Source organism: Mangrovibacter phragmitis, assembly GCF_040429585.1.
GTDB classification, from domain to species: domain Bacteria; phylum Pseudomonadota; class Gammaproteobacteria; order Enterobacterales; family Enterobacteriaceae; genus Mangrovibacter; species Mangrovibacter phragmitis.
Map to the genome: position 1 here is coordinate 900,511 of NZ_CP134782.1, position 25,777 is coordinate 926,287.

Annotated in this window: 21 protein-coding genes; 15 read left to right on the plus strand and 6 right to left on the minus strand. The window is 50.8% G+C overall.

From position 1 onward, the window contains the following. Nucleotides 1-5 precede the first annotated feature (5 nt). The 10 genes from MPHASIOC01_RS04245 (at nucleotide 6) to MPHASIOC01_RS04290 (ending at nucleotide 8,906) form a co-directional block, all read left to right on the plus strand. Complete coding sequence (locus tag MPHASIOC01_RS04245) at nucleotides 6-803, plus strand: metal-dependent hydrolase (RefSeq protein ID WP_064601354.1); 798 nt, start codon at nucleotides 6-8, stop codon at nucleotides 801-803. 297 nt (nucleotides 804-1,100) lie between these two features. After that, nucleotides 1,101-2,534, plus strand: a complete 1,434-nt coding sequence (ptsG, locus tag MPHASIOC01_RS04250) for a PTS glucose transporter subunit IIBC (RefSeq protein WP_064601353.1) — start codon at nucleotides 1,101-1,103, stop codon at nucleotides 2,532-2,534. Nucleotides 2,535-2,748: 214 nt separating this feature from the next. Then, a complete protein-coding gene (gene hinT / locus MPHASIOC01_RS04255; protein ID WP_064601352.1) occupies nucleotides 2,749-3,108 on the plus strand; it encodes a purine nucleoside phosphoramidase in 360 nt (119 codons plus the stop codon). Nucleotides 3,109-3,110: 2 nt separating this feature from the next. Continuing rightward, on the plus strand, nucleotides 3,111-3,482 hold the full coding sequence (locus MPHASIOC01_RS04260; protein ID WP_082917941.1) for a DUF1425 domain-containing protein: 372 nt from the start codon (nucleotides 3,111-3,113) through the stop codon (nucleotides 3,480-3,482). Between the two features lie 11 nt (nucleotides 3,483-3,493). Then, nucleotides 3,494-4,129: a penicillin-binding protein activator LpoB gene (gene lpoB / locus MPHASIOC01_RS04265; RefSeq protein ID WP_064601350.1), complete on the plus strand. Its 636-nt coding sequence runs from the start codon at nucleotides 3,494-3,496 to the stop codon at nucleotides 4,127-4,129. Beyond that, nucleotides 4,083-4,922, plus strand: coding sequence for a thiamine kinase (gene thiK / locus MPHASIOC01_RS04270; RefSeq protein WP_353614028.1), 840 nt, complete (start codon nucleotides 4,083-4,085; stop codon nucleotides 4,920-4,922). Before lpoB ends, thiK begins: the two co-directional genes overlap by 47 nt. Before the next feature lie 21 nt (nucleotides 4,923-4,943). Next, a complete protein-coding gene (nagZ, locus tag MPHASIOC01_RS04275) occupies nucleotides 4,944-5,969 on the plus strand; it encodes a beta-N-acetylhexosaminidase (RefSeq protein ID WP_353614029.1) in 1,026 nt (341 codons plus the stop codon). Between the two features lie 39 nt (nucleotides 5,970-6,008). Continuing rightward, nucleotides 6,009-6,551 (plus strand): alpha/beta hydrolase YcfP, encoded by a 543-nt coding sequence (gene ycfP, locus MPHASIOC01_RS04280; protein WP_064601347.1) that lies wholly within the window; start codon nucleotides 6,009-6,011, stop codon nucleotides 6,549-6,551. A 225-nt stretch (nucleotides 6,552-6,776) separates the two neighbouring features. Then, nucleotides 6,777-8,081, plus strand: a complete 1,305-nt coding sequence (locus tag MPHASIOC01_RS04285) for an NAD(P)/FAD-dependent oxidoreductase (RefSeq protein WP_064601346.1) — start codon at nucleotides 6,777-6,779, stop codon at nucleotides 8,079-8,081. A 276-nt stretch (nucleotides 8,082-8,357) separates the two neighbouring features. Next, nucleotides 8,358-8,906 (plus strand): glycine zipper 2TM domain-containing protein, encoded by a 549-nt coding sequence (locus tag MPHASIOC01_RS04290; protein WP_353614030.1) that lies wholly within the window; start codon nucleotides 8,358-8,360, stop codon nucleotides 8,904-8,906. A 64-nt stretch (nucleotides 8,907-8,970) separates the two neighbouring features. Here MPHASIOC01_RS04290 and MPHASIOC01_RS04295 read toward each other — a convergent pair whose 3' ends face one another. The 5 genes from MPHASIOC01_RS04295 to MPHASIOC01_RS04315 form a co-directional block, all read right to left on the minus strand. Then, nucleotides 8,971-9,120: a hypothetical protein gene (locus tag MPHASIOC01_RS04295; RefSeq protein WP_170123740.1), complete on the minus strand. Its 150-nt coding sequence runs from the start codon at nucleotides 9,118-9,120 to the stop codon at nucleotides 8,971-8,973. 279 nt (nucleotides 9,121-9,399) lie between these two features. After that, nucleotides 9,400-10,032, minus strand: coding sequence for a TetR/AcrR family transcriptional regulator (locus tag MPHASIOC01_RS04300; RefSeq protein ID WP_064601344.1), 633 nt, complete (start codon nucleotides 10,030-10,032; stop codon nucleotides 9,400-9,402). 296 nt (nucleotides 10,033-10,328) lie between these two features. Beyond that, nucleotides 10,329-11,255, minus strand: coding sequence for a L,D-transpeptidase family protein (locus MPHASIOC01_RS04305; RefSeq protein ID WP_353614895.1), 927 nt, complete (start codon nucleotides 11,253-11,255; stop codon nucleotides 10,329-10,331). Between the two features lie 222 nt (nucleotides 11,256-11,477). Then, nucleotides 11,478-14,924, minus strand: coding sequence for a transcription-repair coupling factor (gene mfd / locus MPHASIOC01_RS04310; protein WP_353614896.1), 3,447 nt, complete (start codon nucleotides 14,922-14,924; stop codon nucleotides 11,478-11,480). A 225-nt stretch (nucleotides 14,925-15,149) separates the two neighbouring features. Then, the gene (locus tag MPHASIOC01_RS04315) at nucleotides 15,150-15,986 is read right to left on the minus strand and encodes an alpha/beta hydrolase (RefSeq protein ID WP_353614031.1); all 837 of its coding nucleotides are present in this window, start codon (nucleotides 15,984-15,986) and stop codon (nucleotides 15,150-15,152) included. A gap of 248 nt (nucleotides 15,987-16,234) precedes the next feature. Here MPHASIOC01_RS04315 and MPHASIOC01_RS04320 point away from each other — a divergent pair, with 248 nt between their 5' ends. Further along, complete coding sequence (locus tag MPHASIOC01_RS04320) at nucleotides 16,235-17,245, plus strand: GlxA family transcriptional regulator (protein ID WP_353614032.1); 1,011 nt, start codon at nucleotides 16,235-16,237, stop codon at nucleotides 17,243-17,245. Nucleotides 17,246-17,369: 124 nt separating this feature from the next. On the opposite strand, the gene nifJ is transcribed toward MPHASIOC01_RS04320, so the two are convergent. Then, on the minus strand, nucleotides 17,370-20,882 hold the full coding sequence (nifJ, locus tag MPHASIOC01_RS04325) for a pyruvate:ferredoxin (flavodoxin) oxidoreductase (protein WP_353614033.1): 3,513 nt from the start codon (nucleotides 20,880-20,882) through the stop codon (nucleotides 17,370-17,372). Nucleotides 20,883-21,470: 588 nt separating this feature from the next. Between nifJ and nifH the strand changes: the two genes are divergently transcribed. From nifH to MPHASIOC01_RS04345, 4 genes are all read left to right on the plus strand, one after another. Beyond that, nucleotides 21,471-22,352: a nitrogenase iron protein gene (nifH, locus tag MPHASIOC01_RS04330; RefSeq protein ID WP_064601340.1), complete on the plus strand. Its 882-nt coding sequence runs from the start codon at nucleotides 21,471-21,473 to the stop codon at nucleotides 22,350-22,352. A 62-nt stretch (nucleotides 22,353-22,414) separates the two neighbouring features. Then, nucleotides 22,415-23,863 carry a nitrogenase molybdenum-iron protein alpha chain gene (gene nifD, locus MPHASIOC01_RS04335; RefSeq protein WP_064601339.1) on the plus strand — a complete coding sequence of 483 codons (1,449 nt, stop codon included), beginning with the start codon at nucleotides 22,415-22,417 and terminating at the stop codon, nucleotides 23,861-23,863. A 56-nt stretch (nucleotides 23,864-23,919) separates the two neighbouring features. Continuing rightward, a complete protein-coding gene (nifK, locus tag MPHASIOC01_RS04340; protein WP_064601338.1) occupies nucleotides 23,920-25,485 on the plus strand; it encodes a nitrogenase molybdenum-iron protein subunit beta in 1,566 nt (521 codons plus the stop codon). Between the two features lie 63 nt (nucleotides 25,486-25,548). Then, the gene (locus MPHASIOC01_RS04345) at nucleotides 25,549-25,764 is read left to right on the plus strand and encodes a NifT/FixU family protein (protein WP_036108271.1); all 216 of its coding nucleotides are present in this window, start codon (nucleotides 25,549-25,551) and stop codon (nucleotides 25,762-25,764) included. The last annotated feature ends 13 nt before the right edge of the window (nucleotides 25,765-25,777 follow it).

Consider the following 25,777-nt stretch of genomic DNA (forward strand, 5'->3'; position numbering starts at 1 on the left):
CGATTATGTTTTTAGTTGATTCCCATTGTCACCTTGATGGCCTTGATTACCAAACACTGCATAAAAATGTGGATGATGTGCTCAGCAAAGCGGCAGCACGCGATGTCGGTTTTTGTCTGGCGGTGGCAACAACGCTGGATGGTTATGTCGCGATGCGCGAGCAAATTGGTGAACGGGATAATGTGGCGTTTTCATGTGGTGTACACCCGTTAAATCAGGATGAAGAGCTGGATGTTGAGCGCCTGCACAGTCTGGCTGCACAACCGGGGGTGGTTGCAATGGGTGAAACCGGGCTGGACTATTACTACACGCCGGAAACCAAATTGCGCCAGCAATCCTCGTTTAGCCACCATATAGCCATTGGCCGGGCATTAAACAAACCTGTTATCGTTCATACCCGTGACGCACGCGCGGATACTCTGGCAATTCTTCGCCAGGAACAAGTGATGGACTGTGGTGGGGTACTGCACTGCTTCACAGAAGATACAGACACAGCGGGCAAATTGCTGGATATGGGGTTCTACATCTCTTTTTCGGGCATTGTAACTTTCCGTAATGCTGAGTCACTGCGTGAGGCTGCTCGCTATGTACCGCTCGACAGAATTCTGGTCGAAACGGATTCGCCGTATCTGGCACCGGTACCTCACCGGGGCAAGGAAAACCAGCCCGCACTGGTACGTGATGTCGCCGAGTATATGGCTGTGCTTAAAGGCGTGGATGTTGAAACCCTTGCGGAAATCACGACGAATAATTTCTCATCACTTTTTAATGTCGACCTTTCTGCTTTACGTCAGGACAACTAAATCCTTGTTATTTTAAGGCTCGTAATTAATCCCTAAAACGAGTAAAGTTCACCGCCACAAAACGGGCGGTGAACGTCTTTTTTGTAACATATGTATACGATTTGAGTGGTTAAATGCGATTTTTCTGCATGTCTGTCATGGAAACGTGACTGCCATCAAACAATAAAACCGCTATTTATTTTACTCTGCGTAATAAATAAAGGGCACTTAGATGTCCTGAAGAGAGTCTGTATCTCCCCCAGACTCAAAGCGCATATCGCGTACAAAAAGCACAAATACTCAGGAGCACTCTCAATTATGTTCAAGAACGCATTTGCTAACCTGCAGAAGGTGGGTAAATCGCTGATGCTGCCGGTATCCGTACTGCCGATTGCAGGTATCCTGCTTGGTGTGGGTTCCGCTAACTTCAGTTGGCTGCCAGCCATCGTTTCTCATGTTATGGCCGAAGCGGGTGGTTCCGTTTTCGCCAATATGCCACTCATCTTCGCAATCGGTGTAGCGCTGGGCTTCACCAATAACGATGGTGTTTCAGGCCTTGCCTCTGTGGTTGCCTACGGCATTATGGTTAAAACCATGGCAGTTGTTGCGCCAATGGTTCTTCATCTTCCGGCTGAAGAAATCGCAGCAAAACACCTGGCTGATACCGGGGTGTTAGGGGGTATCATTTCTGGTGCCATCGCTGCTTATATGTTCAACCGGTTCTACCGTATTAAACTGCCTGAGTATCTTGGCTTCTTCGCAGGTAAACGCTTTGTACCAATTATTTCTGGTCTGGCAGCGATTATCACTGGGGTTGTCTTGTCCTTCGTATGGCCGCCGATTGGTTCTGCTATTCAGGATTTCTCCCAATGGGCCGCTTACCAAAACCCGGTACTGGCTTTCGGCATCTACGGTTTTGTAGAGCGTTGCCTGGTACCGTTTGGTCTGCACCATATCTGGAACGTACCTTTCCAGATGCAAATTGGTGAATTCACCAATGCGGCAGGTCAGGTCTTCCATGGTGATATCCCACGTTACATGGCTGGTGACCCGACTGCGGGTAAACTGTCTGGTGGCTTCCTGTTCAAAATGTATGGTCTGCCAGCTGCTGCCATTGCTATCTGGCATTCTGCTAAGCCGGAAAATCGTGCCAAAGTTGGCGGTATCATGATCTCCGCTGCGCTGACATCATTCCTGACCGGGATTACTGAGCCAATCGAATTCTCTTTCATGTTCGTTGCGCCAATCCTGTATGTGATTCACGCAATCCTTGCTGGTCTGGCCTTCCCGATTTGTATCCTCCTGGGGATGCGTGATGGCACCAGCTTCTCACACGGTTTGATTGACTTTATCGTTCTGAGTGGTAACGGTAGCAAACTGTGGTTGTTCCCGGTTGTTGGTCTTTGCTATGCCGCGGTTTACTACACAATCTTCCGTGTGCTTATCAAAGTTCTGGATCTGAAAACGCCTGGCCGTGAAGATGCCACTACTGAGACGCAGTCTGCTGCGACCAGCGAAATGGCACCAGCATTAGTCAATGCGTTTGGCGGCAAAGAAAACATCACTAACCTGGATGCGTGTATCACTCGTCTGCGTGTCAGTGTGGCCGATGTGGCGAAAGTTGATCAGGCTGGCCTGAAAAAACTGGGTGCAGCAGGTGTTGTTGTCGCAGGTTCAGGTGTTCAGGCAATTTTCGGTACTAAATCCGATAACCTGAAAACTGAGATGGATGATTACATCCGCAACAACTAATTGTTGCCGGGGAGAGCGGAAAAGGGGCCATTGGCCCCTTTTTTGTTTTTGTCGTATGTATCTTTGTAATAAAGGAACAGCGAGCCAGAAGAATCTGGTTCATCAGCGCGGCTGTGCCGTCAGGATGAAAAGCGTTACAATAAAGTGTTTTTACAGCAAGGTGTTGCGGAGCTTGTTATACTCCCATCACTGCGATTGACTAAAGGACACTCACATGGCTGAAGAGACTATTTTCAGTAAGATTATTCGTCGTGAAATCCCTGCTGATATTGTGTGGCAGGATGATCTCGTTACCGCGTTTCGCGATATTTCCCCTCAGGCTCCTACACATATTCTGATTGTGCCAAATATACTGATCCCGACAGTCAATGATACGCTTCCCGAGCATGAGCAGGCGCTGGGCCACTTAATTACTGTGGCGGCAAAAATCGCTGAACAGGAAGGCATTGCCGGGGACGGCTTCCGTCTGGTTATTAACTGTAATCGTCATGGTGGGCAGGAAGTGTATCACCTGCATATGCATTTACTCGGTGGGCGTCCACTGGGCCCGTTACTATCTCATAAAGGTGCATAATGATTCGGCGCACGTTGTGCCTGGCCTGTGTTATTACTGCGTTAAGTGCATGCAGTTCCGGGCCAGTGATTCCGGTGAACAGCAGCCAGACGTTGGTGATTGAGTCATCGTTGCTGGTTGCCGGAGTGACGGCAGAACGCCCGGTGATTAGCCATGCAGGTGTGAATACCCAGGCGGTATCATCACTGTATAATGAAGGTCATCAACCAGTGACGGTCCATTACCGTTTTTTCTGGTATGACAAGAAAGGCCTGGAGATACACCCACTGGATGAGCCGCGTAGTGTTGTTGTTCCGTCGGCTACCACTGTGGATATTCATGCCATTACCCAAATGCCTGGCGCAGATCAGGTGCGGGTGTATCTCTATCTTTGAAGGGGGAGATTTTGAAACAACGTATTTTCCGTTATTTGTCTGTTCTCAGCGTCGCTCTGGTGCTGTCTGGTTGTGTACTGCGTAATGAGCAACAACAGCCCGCACCGGTAGAGCCTGCCAGGCCAGCACCCACACAGCCGGAGCCCACGGTACCTTCCGTTCCTGAAATACCTGTTCAACCTGAGCCTGTTACGCCAACATTACCCGTTACGCCGCAACCTAAAGAGCGTCATTACGACTGGAATAGTGCGTTTCAACCGATGGTCGCTCAGATGCTCAAAGCCGACGGTGTAAAGGCGGGCAGTGTATTATTAGTGGATTCCGTGAATAATCGTACCAATGGCAGTTTACCTGCCAGCGAAGGTACGCAGGCTTTGCGCAATGCTCTGGCAAATAACCACACTTTTGTTTTAGTTAACGACCAACAGCTTGCCCTGGCTAAGCAGCAACTGGGGTTGTCTGCGCAAGACAGCCTCGGCTCACGCAGCAAAGCCATTGGTATTGCGCGTAATGTCGGCGCACAGTATGTGCTTTATACCAGCGCGAAAGGTAATGTGAGTAACCCTGCTGTGCAAATGCAACTGATGCTGGTGCAAACAGGTGAAATTATCTGGTCAGGTAAAGGTGCCGTACAGCAAACGCAGTGATGCAGGTGTGCATCACCATAACCATACGTCACTCCCGGCGGCATTTGCCGCCGGCTCTGTTTCTGCCATACGGGGGCTGAGCGGCAACAGCGTTTTGGTCGAGAATACCTGCGGAAAGTGGGTGCGGCGTGAGGCTGCCACGTATGCTGAATTGCGTCGGCAATACCGGGTATTGCAGCGGTTACCGCGTTCACTGGCACCTGCACCTGTCTTTCTGAATCGCCACTGGTTGTATGTTGAATGGGTAGAAGGTCAGGTGGCTGAATCCTGGCCGCCTGCAGATGTGCTGGCTCGTACGCTGAGCCAGCTACATCACCAGCCTTTGTTTGGCTGGCGTATTGTCTTGCTGCCTTTATTGCAACACTACTGGCAGAATGCTTCGCCTTCACGGCGAACAGCGCGGTGGCTTGCGCAGTTGAAAAAATGTCAACACCACAGAGAGCCTGCGCCCATTCGTCTGGCACCTCTGCATATGGATATTCACCCTGGTAATATTGTCCATTGTGGTGACAGGATACGTCTGATTGACTGGGAGTATGCCGGGGATGGTGATGTAGGGCTTGAACTCACCACACTGGCCATTGACGAATCTCCACAGTTTTCGGCATGTGTTGCGTTTTACGCCAGGCATATGCACCTTAACGAAGTTACATTGAGACAGCAGATTCGCCGTTGGCTGCCGTGGGTGAATTTATTAATGGCTTCCTGGTATGAGTACCGGTGGCAAGAAACACAATCCAGTGAATTTATCCAGCTTGCAGACCAGGCCTGGTGCAGGTTGAAAAACACATAACAAGAAACAAGAGAGGTTGCAGTGGGTCCGGTAATGTTAGATGTCGTGGGTTATGAACTGGACGCGGAAGAACGGGAAATTCTGGCCCATCCTTTAACGGGGGGGCTGATACTGTTCACGCGCAATTACCATGATCCTGCCCAGTTACGTGAATTGGTGCGCCAGATCCGTGCTGCTTCCCGGCATCGTCTGGTTGTTGCGGTGGATCAGGAAGGTGGACGGGTACAGCGCTTTCGCGAAGGGTTTACCCGCATTCCGGCAGCACAGTCTTATGCGCAATTACTGGGCGTGGAAACAGGCGGGCAGATGGCGGAAGATGCTGGCTGGTTGATGGCGAGCGAAATGATCGCCATGGATATTGATATCAGTTTCGCGCCGGTTCTGGATATCGGGCATGGCAGTGCGGCGATTGGCGAACGTTCTTTCCATGCAGACGGGCAGATAGCACTGGCAATGGCACGGCGTTTTATGCAGGGTATGCACCGGGCTGGTATGAAAACCACTGGAAAACATTTTCCCGGTCATGGAGCCGTGAGTGCTGATTCTCATAAAGAAACACCCGTGGATAATCGCCCGGCAGATGTCATTCGTGAACATGATATGGCGATTTTCCGTTCGCTGATAAATGAGCAGGCACTGGACGCCATTATGCCCGCTCACGTGATTTACCCCGAACTCGACAATCGCCCGGCAAGCGGCTCCCCCTGGTGGTTACAGAAAGTATTGCGCCAGGAGTTAGGGTTTAATGGCGTGATATTCTCTGACGACCTGTCAATGGAAGGTGCTGCAATTATGGGCACTTATGCTGAACGAGCCCGGGCCTCTCTTGATGCAGGTTGCGATATGATTCTGGTTTGTAATAACCGCGATGGAGCTGTTAGTGTTTTGGATAACCTGTCACCGATCAATGCAGAGCGTGTTACGGGTTTGTATCATAAAGGTTCGTTTTCCCGTCAGGAACTCCTGTCATCGGCAACCTGGAAGTCAGTCAGTCATAAACTGACTGAGCTGGATGCTCAATGGCAGGCAAGGAAGGCGGGGCAGTGATAGTGCCTGAGCGGCAAAAACTGGTACGGTGAGGATGCGATGATTATCTATTTACACGGTTTCGACTCAAACAGTCCAGGTAACCATGAGAAGGTATTGCAACTTCAGTTTATTGATTCAGATGTTCGTTTGATCAGTTACAGCACGCTGCACCCGAAACACGACATGCAGCACTTGCTTAAAGAAGTAGATAAAATGCTGCAACTTAATATTGATGAGCGGCCATTGATTTGTGGTGTTGGTCTGGGGGGATTCTGGGCGGAGCGCATTGGTTTTCTCTGCGATGTTCGCCAGGTTATTTTTAACCCTAACTTGTATCCTTATGAAAATATGGAAGGGAAAATAGACCGGCCAGAAGAATATCTTGATATTGCCACAAAATGCGTGGAGAACTTCCGCGAGAAGAACCGGGATCGTTGCCTGGCAATCCTGTCGCGCCACGACGAAGCGCTGGACAACCAGAGATCAGCTGCGTTACTGCATCCCTATTACGAAATTGTATGGGATGATAACGAAACTCATAAGTTCAAGAATATTTCTCCGCATCTGCAACGTATTAAAGCATTTAAAACTCTCGGCTAACGTCCCCATTACTTTCCTGTAACTACCCCGGCTGGCCTTTGGTCAGCCTTGTTGCGTTAAATCTAGCCAGAAAAATTTGATTCATATCAATTTTGGTATGACCAATGCACCGTTCGTGATATTCTCAGGCTGTTTTGAATGATTCGATTCAGCAACTCATTGTTAATTAAAAGTTATTTTTATAACCGTTACTTAACAATTGGTTAATAATTTGAGGGGGTCACGTTGACTACACCATTGAAAAAAATTGTGATTGTTGGCGGTGGAGCTGGCGGACTGGAGCTGGCAACTCAGTTAGGGAAAAAACTGGGCCGTAGTAAAAAAGCGAAAGTGACACTGGTTGACAGGAACCACAGTCATTTATGGAAACCATTACTGCATGAAGTGGCAACTGGTTCGCTGGATGAAGGCGTGGATGCCCTGAGTTACCTTGCTCACGCACGTAATCACCATTTCCAGTTCCAACTGGGTTCGGTCGTGGATATTAACCGCGAAGCGAAGGTGATCACTCTGGCTGAGTTGCGTGATGACAAAGGTGAACTGCTGGTTCCTGAACGTAATCTGCCGTATGACACCCTGGTCATGGCCCTGGGCAGCACATCTAATGATTTCAATACGCAAGGTGTGAAAGAACATTGTATCTTCCTGGATAACCCACACCAGGCACGTCGTTTCCACCACGAAATGTTGAACCTGTTCCTGAAACACTCCGCCAATCTCGGTGCAAATGGCAAAGTGAACATTGCCATTGTAGGTGGTGGGGCTACCGGCGTTGAACTGTCCGCTGAACTGCATAACGCAGTAAAACAGTTACACAGCTATGGTTATAAAGGCCTGACAAATGAAGCGCTGAATGTGACGCTGGTGGAGGCGGGTGAACGCATTCTTCCGGCATTGCCACCACGGATCTCGGGCGCGGCACACAGTGAACTAACCAAAATGGGCGTGCGTGTTCTGACCAACACTATGGTAACCAGCGCACAAGACAATGGCCTGAATACGAAAGATGGCGAATTTATTGAAGCGGATCTTATGGTCTGGGCTGCGGGCATTAAAGCACCTGATTTCATGAAAGAAATTGGTGGACTGGAAACAAACCGAATTAACCAGTTGGTTGTTGAACCTACGCTGCAGACGACCCGCGACCCGGATATTTTTGCGATTGGTGACTGTGCCTCCTGTGCCCGCGCTGAAGGGGGCTTTGTCCCGCCACGCGCACAGGCCGCACACCAAATGGCTACTTGTGCGATGCATAACATTCTGGCGCAAATGAACGGGAAAACCCTGAAGCATTACACCTATAAAGATCACGGTTCGCTGGTTTCGCTGTCGAACTACTCCACCGTAGGTAGCCTGATGGGCAACCTGATGCGTGGGTCAATGATGGTCGAAGGGCGTATCGCCAGGTTTGTGTATATTTCCCTTTACCGTATGCACCAGATAGCACTGCACGGGTATTTTAAAACCGGTCTGATGATGCTGGTTGGGCGTATCAACCGTATTATTCGCCCGCGTCTTAAGTTGCACTAATCTAAAAGGCAATTTTATCCGGTAAAAGGTCCCTCGAAAGGGGCCTTTTTTGTCGCCGGGAATAACATTTACTGGCGCAGTTGCCTGTGGCGGCAATCTATAATTCCGGGCAAAACCTTACTATCAAAAGGGGAAATGATGGCCCTCCGCAAGGCATAATATTTTGCCAGGATAAATCTCAATTATAATCTGGCTACCTCATTTTCTCTTTTCGTCTGATCCCTGTTTCCTGGATTTTTGCTCACAATAACAACCTGTCTTATCAGGAGGTGTCCTGTGAATAAATCAATGTTAGCGGGAATTGGTATTGGCGTAGCTGCGGCTATGGGGGTTGCGGCAGTTGCCGGTCTGGATGTCTTTCATAGTGGGCCGGAATACGCCAAGGTGATTTCAGCGAAAGCCATTACTTCTACTGTAAAATCTCCCCGTAAAGAATGCCGTAATGTCACTGTTACCCACCGCCGCCCGGTACAGGATGAGAACCGTATTGCAGGCTCGGTGCTGGGAGCAGTCGCTGGTGGAGTAATTGGTCATCAGTTTGGTGGCGGTCACGGGCGTGATGTTGCCACAGTACTTGGCGCACTGGGTGGTGGATATGCGGGAAATCAGGTGCAGGGTACCATGCAGGATAAAGATACCTACAGCACCATTGAACAGCGTTGTAAGACGGTTTATGACACCAGTGAAAAAAACCTTGGCTATGATGTCACTTACCAGATAGGCAACCAGCAAGGTAAAATCCGCATGGATCACAATCCTGGCAGCCAGATACCACTGGATAAAAATGGCCAGCTGGTGCTAAGCGATTCAGCAAATAAATCCTGAATGGCAGCATCGCCCGGATAACGCTAAAAGACCTGTGCGATAACAGGTCTTTTTTACCATATGGTCAAAGCAAATCTTGCCTTTTAAACCAAAGGCCGCCAGTGATAATAATGGCAAGAATAGCAAACAGCGAAGAGCTACCACATATCAACCAAAGCCCGAACAGCAACGAAATAACGACCAGTACTTTGAGCATGGGTAATAGCAAAATCATTCTGTCTTCCTTCTGCTGTGTGTCCAATAAATTGCTTTGTTATAAAGCAAAGGAATGAAATGCCTGTTCAGTGTAGGGTGCGGAGTTAGATATTTAAGATAATAATTAGTGTGTAAATAGTCCGCAGTGTACTTATTAAATTTAGGTTAACAAGGTGGATATATTTAATCGTTTTTACCTATTTATTGAGGTAAAGGATAGTAATTCTCTTTTACAATAGAAGGTCCGGCGGATAAGAGTGACTGAGACAAAACAAGCGGTCTCAGCCACGTTATCATCTTATTGCGCAATACCCGGTAGCGAACTCAGCGCTGTATTGATGATAGCCTCGAGAGTTTCAAACGATGCGCCTTCTCGGGCACTGACTGACATTCCCTGAACAATACAGGAAAGATAATTGCCCAAAACGGCGCACTGGCAACTGGCCGAAAGCTCACCACGCGCCTGGCGCTGTACCAGAAAAGTTATCAGGGCTTGCGCCTGTTTTACATGACGCTGCCTGATCATCTCTGCTACTTTCTCGCTTGATGCCGCCAGTGCGGAAGAAGTGGTGATAATAAAGCAACCCTGAGGTGTCTCTTTGCTGGTGTAACACAGAGCAACTGCTACCATGTAATCCTTCAATGCCTCGGCCAGTGGCTTGCTACTGGCAAACAGTTGCGCCTCATATTGAGAAACAAAACGTGCAATATACCGGTCAAGTACTGCACGGAATAACCCTTCTTTATTGGTAAACTCTGCATAGAGAGTGGGGGCTTTCGCGCCTGTCGCCTCAACCAGATGCGACAGTGATGTGGCCTCATAGCCATGCCGCCAGAATAGTGCCATGGCTTTATCCAGTGCGTCTTCCCTGTCGAACACTTTTGGACGGCCACGGCTTTTTTTTACACAACCTGAAACATCAGTTGTCATGATGCCGTTTTACCTTTGTGTCGTTAAGTGAAGCATCATTATAGAGATCACTATGCTCGCGAACCAGAAGAAAAACGAAAAATATAAAATACCTATTGCATTGAATATAAGGCGGTTATTAATTTATTATCGATAATTAATAAATTTATTAACACAAGCCGGTATGACGTAAAATACGTTAATTAATGGCTGGCAATGAACGTCCTGAAGTGGCCTGTGGAGGATGAAAAATCAGGAAAAATACACCAGCCGTACTGGTAACGGTGAACGACTTTGTGGCTGCTAACCCAGAGAGATTACAGTGCCTGATCGTCTGTTTTATGTATCTGGTTTGTGATGTTGACTGGCATACCCGCCCGCAAGTCCATAGCCTGCTCTGTTACGTCCGCATTTACATCCGGAGAACCCAACAGTAACTGGTCCTGGCGGGACACCGTTAATGGCAGTGTCTGTGGGTTGTCATCCAGTGACTGGGAAAGGGGCTGATGTACTTCCACCCAATACTGCCCGTCAGGCTCCCGGCTGGCTTTTACGGGTTCATTGATAATGCGCACTGGTGTGCCCTGGTTTACCTGGCTGAACAGTGTTTCGATATCGCCATCACGCAGGCGAATGCAGCCTGAACTCACCCGCATACCAATCCCAAAATCAGCATTTGTGCCGTGAATCAGGTAAACGCCGCCATACGCCGCGAGGCGAATAGCATGGTGGCCCATTGGGTTATCTGGCCCGGCGGGCACCACTGCCGGTAATTCAATACCTTGCGTAAGATAACGCGCGCGAATATTTTTGGTCGGCGTCCAGGTCGGATTGGCACGTTTTTCCGAGACATGGGTAACCATTGTCGGGGTGAATGTATCGCCACCTAACTGACCAATGCCAATAGGGTAGACAGCCACCTGATTACTGCCGGGGAGGTAGTAGTACAGGCGTAATTCCGCCAGGTTTATCACTATGCCTTCATGAGGGGTTTCGGGGAGTATAACCTGATGCGGAATGGTCAGTACGCTGCCAGCTAAAGGCAACCAGGGGTCTACGCCCGGGTTTGCCTGGCGCAAAGCCAGAAACCCCACGCCATACTGGCTGGCAATATTTTCCAGTGAACCACCGTCATCCTGTACTACATGGAATTGATTTACCCCAATCAGGCGGCTGCCTGGAGCGGGTAATGGCCAGGTTTGGGCATCACTGAAACCACTCCACAGGCTGGCTAACAGCAGCATGGCGCAACCTACGGACCACTTGCGGGTGGAGGAGAAAAGAGGAGATGTTTTAGATGATTGCTGCTTATTTGCTGACATAGCCCAGGGATGTCCTTCACCAGTTAAAGCAAAAGAACAAATTATGGTGCAGGCGGATGTGAGGATTTCCTGGTGTATTGCAATATTTTGTAAAACTTGCTCCATCTCCCTTAACTGAGAGCGTTACGGGAGATGGGTGTTACGTCAGGCTACGGCGTTTTCTGTAAGTTGTTGCATAAACTGCCGAATCCAGTCGATACGGGTTTTGCGTTCAGCTAAATCAACGAAAAATTTCAGGCGGGTTGGCCCGTCCAGCCGCCAGGTTTGAGGCTGTTTTTGCAGCAACCCAATTAACCAGCCCGGGTCAACACTGTTTTGCGGTGCGAATTCCAGCATGCCACCTTTTTCATTGGCTTCAATTTTACGTACACCCATTTTTTGTGCCTGCTGGCGCAGAGCTGCAATCTCCAGCAGGTTCCGTGCCGGGTCTGGTAATAGCCCAAAACGGTCAATCAGCTCCACTTTGATATCATCCAGTTCTCCAGGCTGTTTCGCACTGGCAATCCGTTTATAGAATGAAAGCCGGGTATTGACGTCGGGAATAAACTCTTCAGGCAGCAAGGCTGGCATGCGCAATTCAACTTCCGTCTGCTGGCTGGTCAGATCTTCAAGGGAGGGCTCCCGGCCTGCCTTCAACGCATCTACTGCATTTTCCAACAGTTCCATATACAAAGAGAAGCCAACCGTTTCCATTTGCCCGCTTTGGTCTTCACCCAATAATTCCCCGGCACCGCGGATCTCCAGATCGTGGGTCGCCAGCGCAAAACCCGCACCTAAATCTTCCAGAGAGGCAATGGCTTCAAGCCGCTTTTGTGCATCGGGTGTCATGGCTTTCGGATGGGGCGTAAGCAGCCAGGCATAAGCCTGGTGGTGGGAGCGCCCAACCCGGCCACGTAACTGGTGTAACTGCGCCAGGCCGAAGTGATCCGCACGTTCAATAATAATGGTATTTGCCGTTGGAATATCAATACCGGTTTCGATAATCGTTGTGCACACCAGCACATTGAAACGCTGATGGTGAAAATCGTTCATTACCCGTTCCAGTTCCCGTTCACGCATCTGACCGTGACCAATGGCGATACGCGCCTCTGGTACCAGTGTGGCCAGGCGTTCGGCGGCCTTCTGGATATTCTCGACATCGTTGTATAAGTAATACACCTGACCGCCACGCAAAATTTCACGCAGGATGGCTTCGCGCACCACCAGACTGTCGTATTCGCGCACGAAGGTTTTCACCGCCAGGCGGCGGGCCGGAGGCGTGGCGATGATGGAAAGATCGCGCATGCCACTCATTGCCATATTGAGTGTTCGGGGGATCGGTGTTGCGGTCAGTGTCAAAATGTCAACATCGGCACGCATGGCCTTGATGCGTTCTTTATGGCGGACACCAAAACGGTGTTCTTCATCGACAATTAACAACCCCAGGTCGTTCCATTTCACGTCACTTTGCAATAATTTGTGTGTGCCAATCAGAATATCAATTTTGCCAACGCTTGCCTGCTCGAGGATCTGGGCTTGCTCTTTGGCACTGCGGAAACGGGAGAGCATTTCAATACGTACCGGCCAGTTGGCAAAACGGTCGCGGAAGTTGTCAAAGTGCTGTTGCGCCAGCAATGTAGTGGGCACCAGTACGGCGACTTGCTTGTTATTTTCGACGGCCAGGAAAGCAGCTCGCATGGCGACTTCAGTTTTACCAAAACCCACATCACCGCACACCAAACGGTCCATAGCCAGTGGCTGGCACATATCACTCAGCACGGCGTTTATTGCCTGAGACTGGTCTGGTGTGGTTTCAAAAGGAAAACTCTCACAAAACAGCTGGTACTGCTGGCGGTCGTGCTTAAAAGCAAAACCGGCTTTGGCCGCGCGTTGAGCGTAAATATCCAGCAACTCCGCCGCCACATCGCGCACTTTTTCTGCTGCTTTTTGCCGTGCCCGAACCCAGGCGTCACCGCCCAGCTTGTGGAGTGGGGCAGTTTCTTCTGCGCCGCCAGCATAGCGGCTAATCAAATGTAATGATGACACCGGTACATATAATTTGGCGTCATTTGCATAGGTGAGCATCAGGTATTCGCCAGTGATGCCGCCTGCCTCAAGGGTTGTCATGCCGGCATAACGGCCCACGCCATGTTCCAGGTGAACCACTGGCTGGCCAGGGTGCAACTCGGCAAGGTTGCGAATCAGCGTGTCCAGGTTCAGTGTCCGACGGTTATCCTGGCGACGGCGGGCTACACGCTCGCCCAGCAGGTCACTTTCACAAATAAACGCCCGCTGACGTAAAGTATCAATGTACCCTTTTTCACTGGCACCCAGCATCAGGTAGCGGCCATTACCCGTTGCTTCACTGAGGGTGTTAATGGTGGTCAACCTGAGCTTGATACGCCCCAGTAATTCAGCCAGTGTTTCGCGGCGGCCTTCACTCTCTACTGAGAACACGACCGGCCCGGTGAATTGTTCTAAAAATTTGCGCAAATTATCAAGAGGCGCTTTTTGCTGAGCCTGAACAGCGAGGTCTGGCAGAGCCTGGTAGCCCAGGTTTGTGTTAGCTGATTTCTCCGCTAACGGGGCAGTTTTTAGTTGGACGCGGGGCCACTCTTTCAGCGCAGCAAACAGACCGTCAGTTTTCAGCCACAGTGAATCCGGCGGTAATAACGGGCGCATGGGGTCAACCCCCCGGCTGTCAAAACGTGCAGTTACATCCTGCCAGAAACGTTCCGCACTGCTTTCGGTATCGCCCGTTGTCACAATCAGGCTGTTTGCCGGGAAATAATGGAACAGGTCGCTGAGTGGCTCACTAAAAAACAGCGGTTGCCAGTATTCAATCCCGGTCGGCAGAGTACCTTTACTGATTTGCTGGTAAATATGCTCCGGGTCGCGTTTTACTTCGAACTTATCGCGCCACTGGCTGCGGAATATTTCAATAGCAGCCTGGCTGGTAGGAAATTCATGGGCAGGTAGTAAGTGGATATTCTCCACTTCTTCCTGGGTTCGCTGGCTGTCGACATCAAAGATGCGCAGGCTGTCTATCTCGTCATCAAAAAAATCAATGCGATATGGGTGTTCGCTGCCCATAGGGTAGAGGTCCAGCAGTGCACCGCGGGTAGCGTATTCACCGTGTTCCATAACCTGATCAACATGGCGGTAACCAGCCTGTTCCAGTTGGTCGCGCAGAATATCCCGGGACAGGCGCTGGCCTTTTTTCATCAGTAACGCATGTCCGTGCAGAAAACTGTGTGGGCAAACGCGCTGCATCAGCGTGCTGACGGGCAGAATGAGTACACCTTTTTCCATCGACGGAAGCTGGTACAGCGTGGCAAGCCGTGCAGAAATAATATCCTGATGAGGCGAAAAACTGTCGTAAGGCAGGGTTTCCCAGTCTGCGAGACTGGTTACCGGGCCACTATAAAACTGGCGAATTTCATCCTGAAGGCGAAGTGCATTTTGCATATCCTGCGCGACCAGAATGACCGGGCCCTTGTGGCGTTCGGCCATTTCAGCAACTTCGGTGGCGCAGGCTGCGCCAGTTAATTCACCAAGCTGGCGGACATCGCCTGCACGAACGGGCAGAGTATAACGGTAGTTTTCCGACATAGCAGATATAAGGCGTCTCATTGCTGGCCCGGGAACAGCAACGGCTGCATCCTCGCTGGGCATGTTCCATAAATCGTGTCGTTATTATCCTTGTTCGTTGGCGAGAAGCAACCCGGTACAGAGGGATTCATTACAGACGGGTAAATGTGTTAATGCAAGAGTCACCACCCAACGCAAGGGGAAGCTTACGCTGGGTGGTATTTTTGTGATTAACGAGTACCTTGCTTATCCTTTAATAAAAGCAAGAATATCGTTATTGATTGTTTCTGCATGGGTTGTCAGCATGCCATGAGGGAACCTGGGGTAGACTTTCAGCGTACTGTTTTTCAGTAGTTTATCCTGCAGCAGGGCCGCATCTTTATAAGGCACTACCTGGTCATCATCACCCTGCATTACCAGTGTTGGTACGGTAATCGTTTTCAGGTCTTCCGTCTGGTCAGTTTCTGAAAAGGCTTTAATACCCAGGTATTGTGCCAATGCAGACCCCATCATGCCCTGCCGCCACCAGTTATAAATCATGCCTTCCACAACTTTGGCATCTGGCCGGTTAAAGCCATAGAACGGGCCTGAGGCGACATCGAGGTAAAACTGTGAGCGGTTTTCAGCAAGAGCTTTACGGAAACCATCAAATACGCTCAGCGGGGTGCCTTCCGGGTTGCTGTCCGTTTTGACCATTAAAGGTGGTACTGCACTCATCAGCACTGCTTTAGCAACACGCCCGTCAGGCTGACCATACTGCGCAACATAGCGCGCCACTTCACCACCACCTGTGGAGTGGCCCACATGGACGACATTGTGTAAATCCAGATGAGCAACGACTGCAGCAGCATCAGCGGCATAGTGGTCCATATCGTGGCCGCTACTGATTTGTGAAGAACGGCCATGTCCCCGGCGGTCATGGGCGATAACGCGAAACCCATGGGACAGGAAAAACAGCATCTGTGCATCCCAGTCATCGGCACTTAACGGCCAGCCATGGTGGAACATAATCGGCTGGGCGTCACGCGGGCCCCAGTCTTTATAGAAAATTTCTGCGCCATCTTGGGTTGTCAGTGTAGCCATGTTCTTTACTCCTGTTGTGGACTGAAACGGTTGGGCTGCAGATGTAAAGGGTAGTACAGCCAGTACTGCTGTGGCTGCTCCCTGCTTGATAACATCCCGCCTGCTCATTCGCAAAGGGTGTACCGGTGGTTTCATTCACTCCGGCCCCCTGCTCAGGGACCAGTAACGTTTTGACAAGGGATAAGATAGACTGCGGCGCAGGGTTTGAACCGAGGCAAAAATGACATCATAAGAGGTAAAACAGACAAATGGTAAAAACCGCGAACGTTGTGGCTGAAATTGGCCTGTTAATTTACCCGGAATGCCAGTTAGCCGCGATTTATGGGCTGACAGACCTGTTTCGCATTTCTGGCGAATGGGTGCAGGAAGCCTCTGACCATGGAGCTATTCCGGTTATTCGTGTATCTCACTGGAAAGTAGAAGATGAGGAGGAATGCGTAACCTGCATCTGGGACAGTCACCCGGGCGAGCCCCATGTGCTGACGCATATCATTGCGCCGCCCAGCATAGTCATGCCTGAAAACATGCATATTCCGCCAGCCGCGGCCACCTGGATGAAAACCATGCATACCCAGGGGAGCACACTGTGTTCTGTGTGTGCAGGCGCATTTATTCTGGCTGAGACCGGGCTGATGGATGGCCGGCGCGTGACAACCCACTGGGCGTTTGCCCGGCAACTGGCGGCCCGCTACCCGCAAATTAATGTAGCGGAAGACAACATGGTCATTGATGATGGTGATATCATCACCGCTGGCGGCATCCTTGCCTGGGCTGACCTGGGCTTGTCACTTGTGCAGCGTTTTCTTGGTGCAGAGGTGATGCTTTCAACGGCGCGCTTCTTGCTGCTTGACCCACCCCGCCAGTATCAGCGGCCTTTTGCTGTGTTCATTCCCCAGTTTAACCATGGCGACGACGTTATCCTGCGTGTTCAACATTACCTGCATGCCAGTGCCAGTGAAGCTCAGGTGATTTCTGAACTGGCTGAAAAAGAAGGAATGTCGGAGCGCACATTCTTGCGCCGTTTTACTAAAGCAACTGGCCTGCGCCCGGTGGAGTATTTGCAACAAATACGCATTATGAAGGCCCGCGAGGCTCTTGAACTGACAGTGCAACCAGTGGAACAGATTGCCTGGCAAGTGGGGTATAAAGACCCTGCGGCTTTTCGCAAAATATTCCACAAGCTGACCGGGCTGACACCAGGAATATACCGCCAGCGCTTCAGTGTGCTTGCTGCGAATTTAACCAGTAACACGCAGTGAGTGCGCAGAGCGGATATATGAAGGTATCCGCTCTGACACCGGGTTAACTCGCCCAAAAGACTTTGAGAAAATCCTCACAAGCCGGGAGGAAATGCCGAACATCCTTATTCGGCTCAGAGGGCAGTTATCGGTCGGAAAGTTGTTGGTACTGGGCAAAGCGCTGTCTGGCATCCTGGTGCGTTTTTTCAAACAGTTCGCTTGCCATTTCCGGGTACTGGCGGGCGAGTGCGGCATAGCGAACTTCACCCATAAGAAATTCCTGGAAATCTTCTTCCGGCTCTTCGGAATCCAGAGTGAACGGGTTTTTTCCCATCGCTTCCCGTGCAGGGTCATAGCGCCACAGGTGCCAGTATCCTGCATCGACTGCTTTTTTCGCTTCACGCATACTGCACCCCATACCGGCTTTAAGGCCGTGGTTGATACAGGCTGCATAAGCGATAACCAGTGAAGGTCCCGGCCAGGCTTCTGCTTCCATAATCGCCTTAAGCGTTTGCGCTTTATCTGCACCCATGGCGACTTGCGCGACATAAACATTGCCGTAACTCATTGCCATCATCCCCAGGTCTTTTTTGCGCGTGCGTTTCCCGTCGCTGGCGAATTTGGCAATGGCTGCCACAGGTGTTGATTTGGAGGACTGCCCACCGGTATTGGAGTAAACCTCGGTATCGAACACCAGAATATTGATGTCTTCACCACTTGCCAGCACATGGTCGAGGCCACCAAAACCAATATCGTAAGCCCAGCCATCTCCTCCCAGGATCCATTGAGAGCGACGAGTCAGATAATCTTTATTCTGATAAATCCGTGCCAGTGTTGGGTGACTTTCCTGTTCACCCGCCAGTTGAGACAGCAGTTCATCACTCCACTGGCGGCTGCCTTCGCCTTGTTTCTGGTTTTCAAGCCAGGCAGTCATCGCATTACGCAACGGTTCACTGAGCGGTAACGAAAGAGCGGCTTCCACATCGCTGACCAGTTGAGCCCGAATTGCCTGCCCGCCTAATGCCATACCCAGACCAAATTCGGCGTTGTCTTCGAACAGTGAGTTAGACCAGGCCGGGCCATGTCCTGCCTGGTTCGTGGTATAAGGGGTGGACGGTGCGCTGGCGCCCCAAATAGATGAGCAACCGGTCGCATTGGCAATCATCATCCGGTCGCCAAACAATTGGGTTATCAGGCGGGCATAAGGTGTTTCGCCACACCCCGCGCAGGCGCCAGAAAACTCCAGCAACGGGGTTTCAAACTGGCTGCCTTTAACTGTGCTTTTACGGAAGGGATGCGGTTTGAGAGGCAGTTCCATTAAGCGCGCCCAGACCTCGGTTTGAGCATTAGGCACACTGAGTGGTTCCATCGCCAGTGCTTTCCCTCGCGACGGGCAAACATCCACGCAGTTACCACAACCGGAACAATCCAGCGGTGATACAGCCAGGTGATAGTGCCACTCTTTAGCACCTGTCGCCGGGCGGGCAAGCAGCGTTTCGGGCAACGTTGCGCGTTCATCGTCTGTCATCAATACCGGGCGAATCGCAGCATGGGGGCAGATAAAGGCACACTGGTTACACTGGGTGCAGCCCTCAGCCTGCCAGACAGGTACCGATAGCGCAATACCGCGCTTTTCCCACGCACTGGTACCGGAAGGGAAACTGCCATCTTCACGCCCCTGGAAGGCACTAACCGGCAGTCTGTCACCCTGCTGGCGATTCATGGGCTGAACAATATTGCGAATGAAATCAGGCACCAGCATCGCATCAGCCGGTGTATGATCGTGGGCGGTAGCCCAGCTTTCCGGGATGGCAATGGCGGTAATTGCGCCCATGCCTTTATCAATCGCTGCATTGTTCATCGCAACTATCTGCGGGCCTTTTTTCCCATAACTTTTTTCTACAGCGGCTTTGAGGTAACCGGCTGCTTCCTCTTGCGGCATAATCCCGCTGAGTTTGAAGAACGCTGCCTGCATAATCATATTAAACCGCCCACCAAGGCCAAGCTCTCGGGCAATATCCACTGCATTGATGGTGTAAAGGTGAATATCCCGTTCAACCAGAGCACGTTTCAGTGATGCAGGCAGGTGTGCATCCAGTTCGTCCGGTTGCCAGGTGCAGTTAAGCAGCAGTGTCCCGCCGGGTTTAATCCCTTCCAGTAAATCGTACTGGCTGACATAAGACTGCTGCGAACAGGAAACAAAATCCGCTTCCTGAATCAGGTAAGGCGAAGTGATTGGGTGTTTACCAAAGCGCAGGTGAGACACAGTGATCCCACCCGATTTTTTCGAATCGTAGGAGAAATATGCCTGGGCATACAGTGGTGTATGGTCACCGATAATTTTGATGGCGCTTTTATTAGCGCCAACAGTACCGTCAGAACCCATTCCCCAGAATTTACAGGCAGTAAGGTCGGCAGACGCCAGGCGGGGTATGACAGAAGGTACTGGCAGCGACATGCCTGTCACATCGTCGTCGATACCCACCGAGAAGTTGTCCTGTGGGATACGGCGCTGCAGATTTAGAAAAACGGAGACCAGGTGGGCAGGAATAATATCTTTGCCACCCAGGCCGTAACGCCCACCGATTATCAGTGGGCGTTTTTCCTGGGCGTAAAATGCATTGCGCACATCCAGGCACAGCGGTTCGCAGGGCGCGCCCGGCTCTTTGGTGCGGTCGAGCACGGCAATTCGTTTAACGCTTGTCGGTAATTCTGCCAGAAAATGGCCGACTGAGAATGGCCGGTAAAGGTGTACATTCAGGAAGCCGGTTTTGTGACCTTGCTGATTAAGATAATCTACCGTTTCTTTGAGCGTCTCACACACCGACCCCATCGCAATCACGACATCTTCCGCGTCTGGCGCACCGTAATAATTAAATAACCGGTAGTCCCGGCCGGTAATGACGCTGATTTGCCGCATGTAGTCCTCAACCAACTGCGGCAAAGCGAAATAGAAAGGGTTAGCCGCTTCCCGGCCCTGAAAATAGATATCCGGGTTTTGTGCGGTTCCGCGTACCACCGGGTGGTCAGGGTGCAGTGCATTGCGCCGGAATTGGTTCACCGCATCGCGGTCCAGTAACGGTTCCAGTTGGCTGTGCTCCAGCACTTCAATTTTTTGGATTTCGTGGGAAGTCCGAAAACCATCAAAGAAGTTAATAAAGGGTACCCGGCCTTTAATTGCGGCCAGATGTGCGACAGCAGACAAGTCCATAACTTCCTGGACGCTGCTTTCAGCCAGCATGGCGCATCCGGTCTGGCGCACAGCCATTACATCCTGATGGTCGCCGAAAATGTTCAGTGCGTGGGTAGCCAGGGCGCGGGCGCTGACATGAAATACACCGGGCAACAGTTCACCGGCAATTTTGTACAAATTGGGGATCATTAATAACAACCCCTGGGAAGCGGTGTAGGTGCTGGTTAAGGCACCGGCCTGCAATGCGCCATGTACGGCGCCTGCGGCACCACTTTCCGATTGCATTTCCACCAGGCGAACAGGCTGGCCAAACAGGTTTTTTTGCCCTTTGGCTGCCCATTCATCCACGTTTTCCGCCATCGGGGTGGACGGCGTGATGGGGTAAATTGCTGCGACATCGCTAAATGCATAAGAAATCCAGGCGGCGGCGGCGTTACCATCCATCGTCTTCATTTTCTGCGCCATATCATCATCCTCTTGCGAGACAGGAACCAGACCGCTGAGGTCTGATGTCAAAGGCGGGTAAATTCCGCTATCAGGCAAGAAAGCATGGTCTGTGCCATTCTGCAGTTCTGTTTTTAATCTTTTATTTTTCAGATAGATAAATTCAACTCCCACGAAGTTGGTAACCAAACTTTCATGGTGCTTTTGGGCGAAACAAGACACAACAGGCGACAACCTGTCGTGCTGTGAACAATCTGTGGGGTTTATCTTTGGGGGGACGGGTAGTGCTGCCTGGATTAATCCGCTTTCGTCACTGTGGGAGCAGGGTAAACCTTGCTGGCTCAAAAGCTCGCTTTCTCTTCTTTATTGCCGGGTATTTTTCCAACCGGGATCACATTGTGCCAGTGCGTGTTTACTGGTCGTCCACTTTGTCTTATTTATCACAACAGACCTGACAATTGGTCTGGAGTTTGTCTTGTCTGCTGCGCAGATGTGACAAGCCTGTACATTAAAAAATTTTAAAAATCATGAATATATAAGTTTTTTTCACGCTGGTACATTCTCTGCACTTACTGGAGTGGTAACACATCACTCACAGGAGAAATGATTATGGCAATGCGGCAATGTGCAATTTACGGCAAAGGTGGGATTGGTAAATCCACCACAACTCAGAACCTGGTAGCAGCCCTGGCTGAGCTGGGCAAAAAGGTAATGATCGTGGGCTGTGATCCGAAAGCAGACTCCACTCGCCTTATCCTGCATGCAAAAGCACAGAACACCATTATGGAAATGGCGGCTGAAGTGGGCTCTGTAGAAGACCTTGAGCTGGAAGATGTTCTGCAAATTGGTTACGGCAACGTCCGTTGTGCTGAATCAGGTGGCCCGGAGCCGGGTGTGGGTTGTGCTGGTCGTGGCGTTATTACAGCTATCAACTTCCTGGAAGAGGAAGGCGCTTATGAAGACGACCTGGACTTTGTGTTTTATGACGTACTGGGCGACGTGGTATGCGGCGGTTTCGCCATGCCAATTCGCGAAAACAAAGCACAGGAAATCTACATTGTTTGTTCTGGCGAAATGATGGCGATGTATGCCGCCAACAACATTTCCCGCGGCATTGTGAAATACGCAAAATCCGGGAAAGTGCGCCTGGGTGGGCTGATCTGTAATTCCCGCCAGACAGACCGTGAAGACGAACTGATCATGGCGCTGGCGGAAAAACTGGGTACTCAGATGATTCACTTCGTACCACGCGACAATATCGTTCAGCGTGCAGAAATCCGCCGTATGACTGTCATTGAATACGACCCAACCTGCAAGCAAGCCAATGAGTACCGCGCACTGGCAAGCAAAATCATTAATAACACCATGAAAGTGGTTCCAACCCCGGTAACGATGGATGAACTGGAAGAGCTGCTGATGGAATTTGGCGTGCTGGAAGAAGAAGACACCAGCATTATCGGGAAAACGGCAGCTGAGGAAAACGCAGCCTGAGTCCATTTCACCCGCGGCGCAGGCTGTGTAGGGTCTGTAGCCGCGGAGATAAGGAGTAGAACATGTCAAGCACACTGACAGAACAGCATCAGGCGATTGTCGAGGAAGTCCTGGAAGTCTTCCCCGAGAAAGCGCGTAAAGAACGCAGAAAACACATTATGTCCAGCGACCAGGAAATGGAGTCGGTTGGCAAATGTATTATTTCTAACCGTAAATCCCAGCCTGGGGTAATGACGGTGCGTGGCTGCGCTTACGCAGGCTCCAAGGGCGTGGTCTTTGGGCCAATCAAAGATATGGCGCACATTTCCCATGGGCCTGTAGGGTGTGGGCAGTACTCCCGTGCCGGGCGCCGGAATTACTACACCGGAATGAGCGGTATCGACAGCTTTGGGACAGTGAACTTCACCACCGATTTTCAGGAGCGCGACATCGTGTTCGGTGGGGATAAAAAACTCGATAAAGTCATCGACGAAATCGAAATGCTGTTCCCGCTGACCAAAGGTATCAGTATCCAGTCTGAATGCCCGGTCGGGTTAATTGGCGACAACATTGAAGCTGTCGCCAATGCCAGCCGTAAAAAAATTGGCAAACCGGTCATTCCGGTGCGTTGCGAAGGATTCCGTGGGGTGTCTCAGTCTTTAGGGCACCATATTGCGAACGACGTCATTCGTGACTGGATCCTGGATAATCGCAAAGATCAGCCGTTTGAAACCACACCTTACGACATCGCGATTATTGGTGATTACAACATCGGCGGGGATGCCTGGTCGTCACGTATTTTGCTTGAAGAAATTGGCCTGCGGGTTGTTGCCCAGTGGTCAGGTGATGGCACGCTGACTGAAATGGAAAACACGCCACGGGTGAAACTGAACCTGGTGCACTGCTACCGTTCCATGAACTATATCGCACGCCATATGGAAGAGCAGAACAATATTCCGTGGATGGAATACAACTTCTTTGGCCCGACCAAAATTGCTGAATCATTGCGCAAAATTGCTGCGCAGTTCGATGAAACTATCCAGCAAAAAGCCGAAGAGGTGATAGCCCGTCACCAGGCAGAAGCGGACGCCATTATTGCCAAATACCGACCTCGAATGGAGGGGCGCAAGGTGTTGTTGTACATCGGAGGGTTACGTTCTCGCCATGTGATTGGGGCTTATGAAGACCTGGGAATGGAAATTATTGGCGCTGGATTTGAATTTGCCCACAACGATGATTATGACCGCACATTGCCGGATCTGAAAACAGGCACATTGCTGTTTGATGATGCGAGCAGCTACGAACTGGAAGAGTTCGTTAAAGCGCTCAAACCGGACTTAGTCGGTTCTGGTATCAAAGAAAAATACATTTTCCAGAAAATGGGAGTGCCTTTCCGCCAAATGCACTCATGGGATTACTCCGGCCCGTATCACGGCTATGACGGCTTTGCCATTTTTGCCCGCGATATGGACATGACCCTGAATAATCCGAGCTGGAGCGCCCTGACGGCACCCTGGTTGAAAACCGCCTGAAATTATCCTGATGACCCGAAAGTTCACAGATTTGTGGCGCGGGAGGAGCGAAAAAAATGAGTCAATCTGCTGATAACATTCAGCCCTGCTACCCCTTATTTGAGCAGGATGAATACCAAGATTTGTTCCGGAGCAAACGGGCCCTCGAAGAAGGCCATGACCAAAAACGTGTCCAGGAAGTCTTCGAGTGGACCACCACTCAGGAGTACCAGGATCTTAATTTCAAACGCGAAGCCCTGACCATTGACCCGGCCAAAGCCTGCCAGCCTTTAGGGGCAGTGCTGTGTTCCCTGGGTTTTAGCAATACTTTGCCGTATGTCCATGGTTCCCAGGGCTGCGTGGCATATTTCCGGACCTACTTTAGCCGTCATTTTAAAGAGCCCATTGCCTGCGTATCGGATTCGATGACCGAAGATGCAGCGGTGTTTGGCGGCAATAACAACATGAACAGCGGATTGGAAAATGCGGCTGCATTGTACAAACCGGATATGATAGCCGTGTCAACGACCTGTATGGCGGAAGTTATTGGTGATGACCTCCAGGCATTTATCGGTAATGCGAAAAAAGACGGTCATGTGCCTGAAGAGATGCCTGTGCCATTTGCCCATACACCGAGCTTTATCGGCAGCCATGTGACGGGCTGGGACAACATGTTTGAAGGTGTTGCAAAAACGCTGAGTGACCCGAATAAACCTGCAGCGCCAGGCACTCGCCAAAAACTGAATGTGGTAACCGGTTTTGAAACTTATCTGGGTAACTACCGGGTTATCAAACGCATGATGGCGCAAATGGGCGTCGCCTGCAGCATTTTGTCAGACCCGTCTGAAGTGCTTGATACCCCGGCAGATGGTCACTACCGCATGTACGCGGGCGGCACCAGTCAACAGGAAATGCGTGAAGCAGGCGATGCTATCGACACTCTGCTGTTGCAACCCTGGCACCTGACTAAAACCAAAAAAGTGGTTCAGGAGTTGTGGAACCAGCCTGCTACGGATGTCGCAGTTCCGATTGGCCTTGATGCGACAGACAAACTGCTGATGACCATCAGTTCGCTGACCGGGAAGCCCATTGCCGACAGCCTGACACAAGAACGTGGCCGGTTAGTCGATATGATGATTGACTCTCACACCTGGCTGCATGGTAAACGTTTCGCACTGTATGGCGACCCGGATTTCCTGATGGGTATGACCCAGTTCTTACTGGAGCTGGGTTGTGAACCAACCACCGTGTTGTGTCACAACGGTAATAAACGCTGGATGAAAGCCATGAAAAAAATGCTGGCAGATTCCCCGTACGGCCAGGAAGCAGAAGTGTATATCAACTGTGACCTGTGGCATTTCCGTTCGCTGATGTTCACCAACAAGCCTGACTTTATGATTGGTAACTCCTACGGTAAGTTCATTCAGCGCGACACGCTGGCAAAAGGTGAGCAATTTGAAGTGCCACTGATTCGCCTGGGCTTCCCGTTGTTTGACCGTCATCATTTACACCGCCAGGCCACCTGGGGCTATGAAGGCGCCATGACCATTCTGACAACTCTGGTCAACGCCGTCCTCGAAAAACTGGACAGGGAAACCATGAAACTCGGCAAAACTGACTACAACTTTGACCTGGTTCGTTAACGGTTTATGTCGCTGATCAAAGACCCGACACTTTGTCGGGTCTAATAATGAGGAGGATGCCCTGTGCCAATGGTGATTTTTCGTCAGCGCGATCAGGCGCTGTATTGCTACATTGCAAAACTTGATCTGGAAGCCAAAGTGACTGCGGTCGAGTTTGATCAGCACGACAACTGGGGTGGCCGGATTGAGCTGGAAGGCGGCCGGGCATATCACGTCCATCCGCAGGTACCCAGACCCGTTTTCCCTGTTTCACTTCGGGCCACACGAGCTGCGTTATAACAGGAGCAAGACA

Bases quoted from the DNA above. Each gene is read 5' to 3' on its own strand.
- MPHASIOC01_RS04245 (WP_064601354.1), top strand. From the start codon at position 6: ATGTTTTTAGTTGATTCCCATTGTCACCTTGATGGCCTTGATTACCAA.
- ptsG (WP_064601353.1), top strand. From the start codon at position 1,101: ATGTTCAAGAACGCATTTGCTAACCTGCAGAAGGTGGGTAAATCGCTG.
- hinT (WP_064601352.1), top strand. From the start codon at position 2,749: ATGGCTGAAGAGACTATTTTCAGTAAGATTATTCGTCGTGAAATCCCT.
- ycfP (WP_064601347.1), top strand. From the start codon at position 6,009: ATGATTATCTATTTACACGGTTTCGACTCAAACAGTCCAGGTAACCAT.
- MPHASIOC01_RS04295 (WP_170123740.1), bottom strand. From the start codon at position 9,120: ATGATTTTGCTATTACCCATGCTCAAAGTACTGGTCGTTATTTCGTTG.
- MPHASIOC01_RS04300 (WP_064601344.1), bottom strand. From the start codon at position 10,032: ATGACAACTGATGTTTCAGGTTGTGTAAAAAAAAGCCGTGGCCGTCCA.
- MPHASIOC01_RS04305 (WP_353614895.1), bottom strand. From the start codon at position 11,255: ATGCTGCTGTTAGCCAGCCTGTGGAGTGGTTTCAGTGATGCCCAAACC.
- mfd (WP_353614896.1), bottom strand. From the start codon at position 14,924: ATGTCGGAAAACTACCGTTATACTCTGCCCGTTCGTGCAGGCGATGTC.
- MPHASIOC01_RS04315 (WP_353614031.1), bottom strand. From the start codon at position 15,986: ATGGCTACACTGACAACCCAAGATGGCGCAGAAATTTTCTATAAAGAC.
- MPHASIOC01_RS04320 (WP_353614032.1), top strand. From the start codon at position 16,235: ATGGTAAAAACCGCGAACGTTGTGGCTGAAATTGGCCTGTTAATTTAC.
- nifJ (WP_353614033.1), bottom strand. From the start codon at position 20,882: ATGGCGCAGAAAATGAAGACGATGGATGGTAACGCCGCCGCCGCCTGG.
- nifH (WP_064601340.1), top strand. From the start codon at position 21,471: ATGGCAATGCGGCAATGTGCAATTTACGGCAAAGGTGGGATTGGTAAA.
- nifD (WP_064601339.1), top strand. From the start codon at position 22,415: ATGTCAAGCACACTGACAGAACAGCATCAGGCGATTGTCGAGGAAGTC.
- nifK (WP_064601338.1), top strand. From the start codon at position 23,920: ATGAGTCAATCTGCTGATAACATTCAGCCCTGCTACCCCTTATTTGAG.